5 protein-coding genes are annotated in these 7460 nt (G+C 46.8%); all 5 read right to left on the bottom strand.

The features are described from left to right. Window positions 1-94: 94 nt before the first annotated feature. Window positions 95-937: a fumarate hydratase gene (locus E7204_RS07930; RefSeq protein WP_021841516.1), complete on the bottom strand. Its 843-nt coding sequence runs from the start codon at window positions 935-937 to the stop codon at window positions 95-97. Window positions 938-1727: 790 nt separating this feature from the next. Beyond that, window positions 1728-2390 carry a respiratory nitrate reductase subunit gamma gene (narI, locus tag E7204_RS07925; protein ID WP_295183345.1) on the bottom strand — a complete coding sequence of 221 codons (663 nt, stop codon included), beginning with the start codon at window positions 2388-2390 and terminating at the stop codon, window positions 1728-1730. Next, window positions 2387-2941: a nitrate reductase molybdenum cofactor assembly chaperone gene (gene narJ, locus E7204_RS07920; RefSeq protein ID WP_295183343.1), complete on the bottom strand. Its 555-nt coding sequence runs from the start codon at window positions 2939-2941 to the stop codon at window positions 2387-2389. Before narJ ends, narI begins: the two co-directional genes overlap by 4 nt. Further along, window positions 2934-4415, bottom strand: a complete 1482-nt coding sequence (gene narH / locus E7204_RS07915) for a nitrate reductase subunit beta (protein ID WP_295183341.1) — start codon at window positions 4413-4415, stop codon at window positions 2934-2936. Before narH ends, narJ begins: the two co-directional genes overlap by 8 nt. Continuing rightward, on the bottom strand, window positions 4405-7460 hold a 3056-nt coding region (locus E7204_RS07910; protein WP_295183339.1), incomplete at its 5' end, for a nitrate reductase subunit alpha. The genes narH and E7204_RS07910, both read right to left, overlap by 11 nt.

The following is a 7460-nucleotide window of genomic DNA, read 5'->3' as shown; positions in this document are numbered from 1 at the left end:
CGCCGGCTCTTAATGTTCTGGACACTTCTTCAGTTAAAGGTGTCGTAATATGAATTGTTTTTGATTCAGCCATTGTTATCTTCCTCCCCTTGAATTAAAGAATTTCTTCGGCATGACGGCTTGCATGGCAGCAAATTGTCACGGCTACAGGAAGACCGGCAATATGGGTAGCGGCCCATTCGATGTTAACTGCTAATGCTGTAGTGGTACCACCAAGCTGAGGTCCGATACCTGTTTTGTTGATCATTTCCAACAATTCTTCTTCTAATTTAGCATATTCAGGCATATCGTTGCGTTTTTTAGTGGAACGAAGCAATGCTTTTTTGGAAAGTAATGCTGCATAGTCCATAGTACCGCCGATACCTACGCCAAGAACCATTGGAGGGCATGGGTTAGGGCCGGCTTTTTTAACGATTTCCATAACTGCATTTTTAACGCCTTCAACGCCATCAGCAGGTACCAACATTTTTACGCCGGATTTATTTTCGGAACCGAAACCTTTAAGTTCCATGTCGATTTTAACTTTGTCGCCAGGTACGATGCTTGTATAAATGATACAAGGAGTGTTGTTACCGGTGTTTTTACGGTTAAATAAAGGTTCTGCCACTACGGATTTACGTAAATAACCTTCTACATAACCTTTAGCAACGCCGTCTTGAACAGCTTGCTGTAAGTCGCCACCTTCGAAGTGAACATCCTGACCTACTTCCAAGAATACGATAGTATAACCGGTATCCTGGCAAATTGGACGATCTTCTTCACGAGCGATTTCGGCATTTTTAATAATCTGGTCTAATACTACGCAACCAACCGGAGATTTTTCAGTTTCACGACCGGCTTTTAAACCTTCATATACGTCTTGTGGTAAATAGTAAGCCGCATTTTTACACATTTGGGCTACTGTTTCCGTCACTTTTGCTACATCGATAGTACGCAAAGTAATCCCTCCTCAACTTAAAACGAGATTTTCTGATGACTTAATCATAGCACACATCAAGAGGGCTTTCAAACGTGGTCTATGCAGTTTAATCAAGTATTTATGTCTATTGAGAACTTTTCGCAAAATATCAATTATTGTGATTCTAATCGCACTTCGTTGACATTCGATATACTAAAAGTACACTTGTTTTGTCATATTCAGGTATTAATATGCATAGAATATACATTAAAAGCGGGTCTGAAAATCCTATCCGCGTAAACATTAGTCTTTTATATACCCCCTCATCTAAAGCTATGCATAAATCTCTATATTTTTGTGTTAAGCACATTCGTTTTTTCGGTACACACCTGCGGAACGGGCGATTACTTTTTATGGTAAATACACACCGTACCATTAATTTTTCTAAAAAAGCACTCGATTATTAGCTAAGTCCCCAGTCATTATTAATGATAATAATTACCAATTATATATCTTAAATTTTAATTTTTGACGCTACCTAAACAAAAAATTCGAACAATCCTACCTATTTTTTGACGTTTTACAGACACCTATTCACAATCGGTATAGGCTATTCACTAAATTAATCATTAAAAGACTATACATTCTTCTCAACCCGGATTCAATCATTTCTCTTACTAAATAAAAAGACTCCTCATACGTTCGAGGAGTCTCCCTATAATATTTAACTATATACGTTGCTGACACTTTACATTGTGCATTCGCTTTACGTAATACGTTACTTACACTATATGCTACTTATACTATATGTTGCTTACATCGAAAACGACTAGTGGCGCCGATACACGATGGCACTGCGCCACAAGTACAAGAACGGAAAGCTTAAGCAGTGCACCAGTCGGCTGAACGGGAAGATAAAACAAACCGCCATCCACGAGAACATGTGCACCTTAAACATAATCGGAATGTTCAGCATCAATTCCGGTTTCGGCTGCATAATAAGCAAGCTGCGGAACCACGGGCCGATATATTCGCGATAGTTAAAAGCTCCATCTGCATTTAACATGGTCCCCATGAAGCCCGTCAAAATAGTAATTCCTAAGAATAAGAAGAGCCACACATCCATGGACGATGTATTGACCTTCAAATAGGAGGACGTAAAACGGCGTTTCATAAGAAGCAAGAAGCCTACTATCAACAAGACGCCGGCTACGCCGCCGATGTAAAAGGCCCCCATGTGATAGAGATGCTCATCGACGCCAACCATTTCCGTTACTTCTTGAGGCACCAAAATCCCACCAACGTGGCCGAGAAATACGAGGAGCAACGCAAAGTGGAATAAAGGACCGGCAATGCGAAGCGATTTTTTCTCCAAAAACTCACTGGACTTCGTGGTCCACGTCCGTTCCGACACAGTATAGCGCACGGCCGAACCGAAAACTAGAAAGATAAACGCAAGATAGGGTAAGGCGACCCAAATAAATTCACTCATCCTAATGTTCCCTCCCAACGTTCTAAAATTTGTAATACTACATCAAGCACAAAAGCATGCACCTGTTTACCGTCAATGAGTCGTTGACGAAGCGTGGTGAGGCCTTCTTTGCCATGCTGTAAAATCTCCAACGCTTCCACAGGTTCTAAAGTACTGCAGAGCTCGAGGATGGCCGGCACATAATCCGGCAACTCGCGAGCTATATCATACCCGTGTTTTTGAAAAAACGCTTTATATTCCAACAATTCCGACGCCTGTTCTTCCGCATTCGTCGCATCATAGGATGTTAAATACATATTAGTATTGCCGCTGAAGTCGAAAACACGTACGTATTCGTCCTCATATTCGCGGGCTTGTTCGTTCAGGATATAATCCAAAACAGCTCCAAGGCTCTCCTTAAGAGGGCTCTCCGGCCAAGCGCGCCAGGCGGACTGTACGTCCGGCAAGGCTTCGCGCCATTCCGCTGTAGGATAGCTCAGCAAATAAGCACTCAATTGCAAAGCTTCTTTATCCAAGGTAGTTTGATTTGTTGTTTCCATAGAATTACTCATGGCCACCTCCGGCACAGCCGTTACAACCGGAAGCACTCGGAGCGGAACCGCCGCAACCGCCGAAGGCACAATCACTGAAGCCACCTACGCCCTGATGCAAACGTTTTTCTTCCTGCGTCGCATTAACGCCCGCCGGAATGCGGTAGCGATCGCGGTATTTGGCAATCCCGAGCAAGCGATACATATCATACAAGGTATGTTCACCGTATTTAGCATCATATTCAGCCGTTGCTTCACCGCGCGTGCGACGCTGCATATAACGACGCAAGTCAAGCAAAGTGCCCAATACACGGCGGATAACGTCTTCATTGCCGGCAGAGAAAATCTGTGCCAAATAAGCTACCGGAATACGCATCGCTTCCGCTTCAGGGAAATGTACCGACGCCGCATCTTTATGTAAAATCGGACTCATTGGCGGCACGTACCATACCATTGGTACCGTTCGGTATTCTGCATGGAGCGGCAAAGCGATTTGCCATTCTTTAATGAGGCGGAACACCGGCGATTCTTTAGCCGCTTTAATCCAGTTGTCAGGAATTCCCTGTTCTTTAGCAGCTCTCGCTACAGCCGGATCATGCGGGTCGAGCAGCACATCAAGCATATTGCCATAAATGTCTTGTGGATTTTCCGTGGAGGCCACCGCTTCCACTTTATCCATATCGTAGAGCAATACACCTACATAACGCATACGACCTACGCAGGTATCGGCACAAATCTGTGGCAACCCGTTTTCCAAACGAGGGTAACAGAATACGCATTTTTCAGCCTTATTGGTCTGCCAGTTATAATAAATCTTTTTATACGGGCAAGCGGGTACACAATGGCGCCAACCGCGGCGTACATCTTGCGAGATGAGGACAACGCCGTCTTCGTCACGTTTGTAGATGGCGCCGGACGGACAAGCCGCCACACAGGCCGGATTCAAGCAGTGATTGCAAAGACGGGGCAAATATTTCATAAAAATATCGTGGAAATCAAGGGCGATGTTTTGGCCTATTTTTTGAAGGTTCACATCGGCGCGGGCCGTGTTGCCGCCAGCCAAATCATCTTCCCAGTTAGGACCCCATTCGATTTCCATCTTTTCCTTCGTAATCAAAGAGCGGGGACGGGCCACCGGCTGATTGTTTTTACGTTTCGAATGAATCAAGGTTTCATAGTCATAGGTCCATGGCTCGAAATAATCTTTCAGCTCCGGCTGTTCCGGATGGAAAAAGAGTTTCATCAGACGATTGCCCTTGGAGCCCGTAGCGAGCTGCAGTTTGCCGTCTTTTAGAATCCAGCCGCCCTTCCAACGGTTCTGGTCTTCCCAATGTTTCGGATAGCCGATGCCCGGTTTTGTTTCTACATTGTTAAAATACATGTATTCCGCACCTTCACGGTTCGTCCACGTGTTTTTACAAGTAATCGAGCAAGTATGACAGCCGATACATTTATCTAAATTCATGACCATCGAAATTTGTGCTTTAATCTTCAAGCCAATCAACCTCCTTCATCTTACGCACTACCACAAGCATGTCGCGCTGATTACCGGTAGGTCCGTAATAGTTAAACCCATAACTCAATTGTCCGTAGCCCCCAATCATATGGGTCGGTTTCATGTGAATACGTGTCGGCGTATTGTGCGTACCGCCACGACCGCCCGTAAGGGAGGTGCCCGGTACGTTGATGTGACGGTCCTGTGCATGGTGCATGTAAACTAGACCGCGCGGAATACGCGGAGTTACTACGGCACGGGAGGCCACCACGCCATTGCTGTTATATAATTCAATCCAATCATTGTCGGCTACGCCGATTTCATTGGCATCATCTTCATTGAGCCATACAGATTGACCGCCGCGGAACAGGGTCAACATGTGCGGCGTATCGAAGTACATACTGTGAATACTCCACTTGTTGTGTGGCGTTAAGTATTTAAGTGTAATTTCCGGAATGCCGTCGTTTGGCAAGCTTTCGCGCATCGGCGCGTACGCCAAAATCGGTTTGAACGTAGCCATCTGTTCGCCCCATTCCGCCATGATGTCATGGTCGAGGAAGTAGGACTGACGGCCCGTAATGGTGCGGAACGGCATGAGGAGTTCCACATTATTGGTAAACGGCGTATAACGGCGATTATCTTTGCCATTACCCGTGAAAATCGGGGTGCTGATAACGAGGCGCGGCTGCGCTACAATATCTTCAAAAGTAATCTTCTCGCCGCTGCGGCCACCGGTCATCTTCGTTAAGTCTTTAAGACCGGTCAATTCTTCCGCTTTAGCCCAGCTCTTATGGGCTACGGCGCCGTTAGTAGCAGACGATAAAGTCAATACGGCCTGGCAAGCATGGTACGCATCTTCAATGGATGGGCAACCGGCACCTACATCATCAACTGTGGAGATAACACGGCCCGCACCATCCGTAGCACCTTCAGGGGCTGTTGAATTCTGAGGGCGACGGCGGATTACACCGTTGCGCGCTTTTAATTCTTCGTATTGTTCAGCGATGTTAACGGCAATACCGTGAGCACCGACTGTGCCATTAGCCAGATTTGGCCCTAAGGCACGTTGTTTTTCAAAAATACGTGTATAATCGCGTTCCACTTCTACGAGCTGCGGCATCGTTTTGCCCGGAATCGGTTCACATTCACCGCGACTCCAATCTTTAACAAGTCCGCCCGGCTGCGCAAGTTCCGCTTCCGAGTCGTGCCCCAGCGGCGTAGCTACGATGTCACGATATACCGGCATATTCACTTCTTTGGCCAGTTTGGAAACGGCTTGACCTAAGGTTAAGAAAATATCCCAGTCCGTTTTCGCTTCCCAGCCCGGATCTACGGCCGGCTGGAACGGATGCACGAACGGATGCATATCGGTGGAGGATAAGTCGGTTTTTTCATACCAAGTAGCAGTTGGCAATACGATGTCGGAATAGAGAGCGGAACCGGCCATACAGAAATCGAGGTCGATGAGCAAATCGAGTTTACCCTTGCCCGCTTCTTCACGCCATTTAATCTCGGTCGGTTTAACGGTCGGTGTATCCGATTCAAGGAGGCCGTCTTTCGTACCGAGCAAGTGTTTCATAAAGTATTCGTGGCCCTTAGAAGACGACGTAATCAGGTTGGCACGCCATACAATGAGGTTGCGTGGGAAGTTTTCCGGTGCATCCGGATCCTGTACGGCAAATTCCAACTCTTTATTTTTAAGCTGCTGCGCTACGAAGTTCTTCACATCACCAAATTCGGTATAACCTGCTTTCGCGGCATTTTTATAAATATCGGCACTGCTTGTTTTAAAGGTCGGATAGGACGGCAACCAACCCAAGCGAGCGGCCAACACATTGTAGTCGCCTACATGACGATAACGCGGTTCCACGAGGGCGGACGTCAAATCATTAGTATCCATTTCGTCACTGCGCCATTGGTCGGTGGCGAAGTAGAAGAAGGACGTACCATTTTGCAAACGCGGTACCGGCTGCCAATCTTTAGCTGTCATGATAGCGCCCCAACCTTCGGCAGGACGTAATTTTTCCTGGCCTACATAGTGAGCCCAACCACCACCGTTTTTACCTTCGCAGGCACAGAAGAGGACAAGGTTCAACACGGCGCGATAAATAATGTCCGCATGGAACCAGTGGTTAATACCGCCACCCATGATGATGAGGGAGCGACCTTGGGTAGCAATGGCATTATCTGCAAATTCGCGCGCCGTGTGAATCACCATGTCCGGTTTGATACCGGTATATTTTTCCTGCCAAGCCGGCGTGAACGGTGTATCGCTTTCATAGTCCGTATTCACTTCACCGCCGAGACCGCGGTCAACGCCGTAGTTGGCTAACAATAAATCGTAAACAGTAGTAACATAGACTTCACCGTCAGCCGTCTTCATCCGTTTAACCGGCACACGACGGGATAAGGTGGCCGTATTGTCCAAATGACCGAAGAACGGCAAGGTTACTGTTTTTAAATCATCCTTTTCGTCAATGAAAGATAATTTAGGGCTGATAGGTTCGCCGGTTTCACTGTTTTCGAGTTTTAAATTCCACTTCGTTTTATCAGACCAACGGTGCCCCATCTGGCCGTTAGGGATAACGAGTTTGTTACTCTTTTCATCGAGCACATAATACTTAAATTCGCTATGTTGCGACAAATCGCCCATGTCTTTGGCCGTCAAGAAATGACCGGCCGTGAACTTGCCGTCTTTTTCATCCAAACGAACGAGGAACGGGAAGTCCGTGTAGCGTTTGGCGTAGTCGAGGAACATCGGCGTTTCTTTGTCCACATAGTATTCTTTTAAAATAACATGACCCATGGCCATGGCAAGGGCCGCATCAGAACCGGCTTTTACATTGAGCCACGTATCAGCGGCCGTTGTAGATTCCGCATAGTCCGGCGAAACGGAAATAACTTTGGTGCCTTTGTAGCGAACTTCGGTGAGGAAGTGAGCATCCGGCGTACGGGTCTGCGGTACGTTGGAACCCCAAGTAATGATGTAACCGGCATTGTACCAGTCACTACTTTCCGGCACGTCGGTCTGTTCGCCCCACACCT

The sequence above is a fragment of the Veillonella sp. genome (assembly GCF_015058545.1).
GTDB lineage: Bacteria > Bacillota > Negativicutes > Veillonellales > Veillonellaceae > Veillonella_A.
This window is presented reverse-complemented; position numbering and strand designations above follow the sequence as displayed.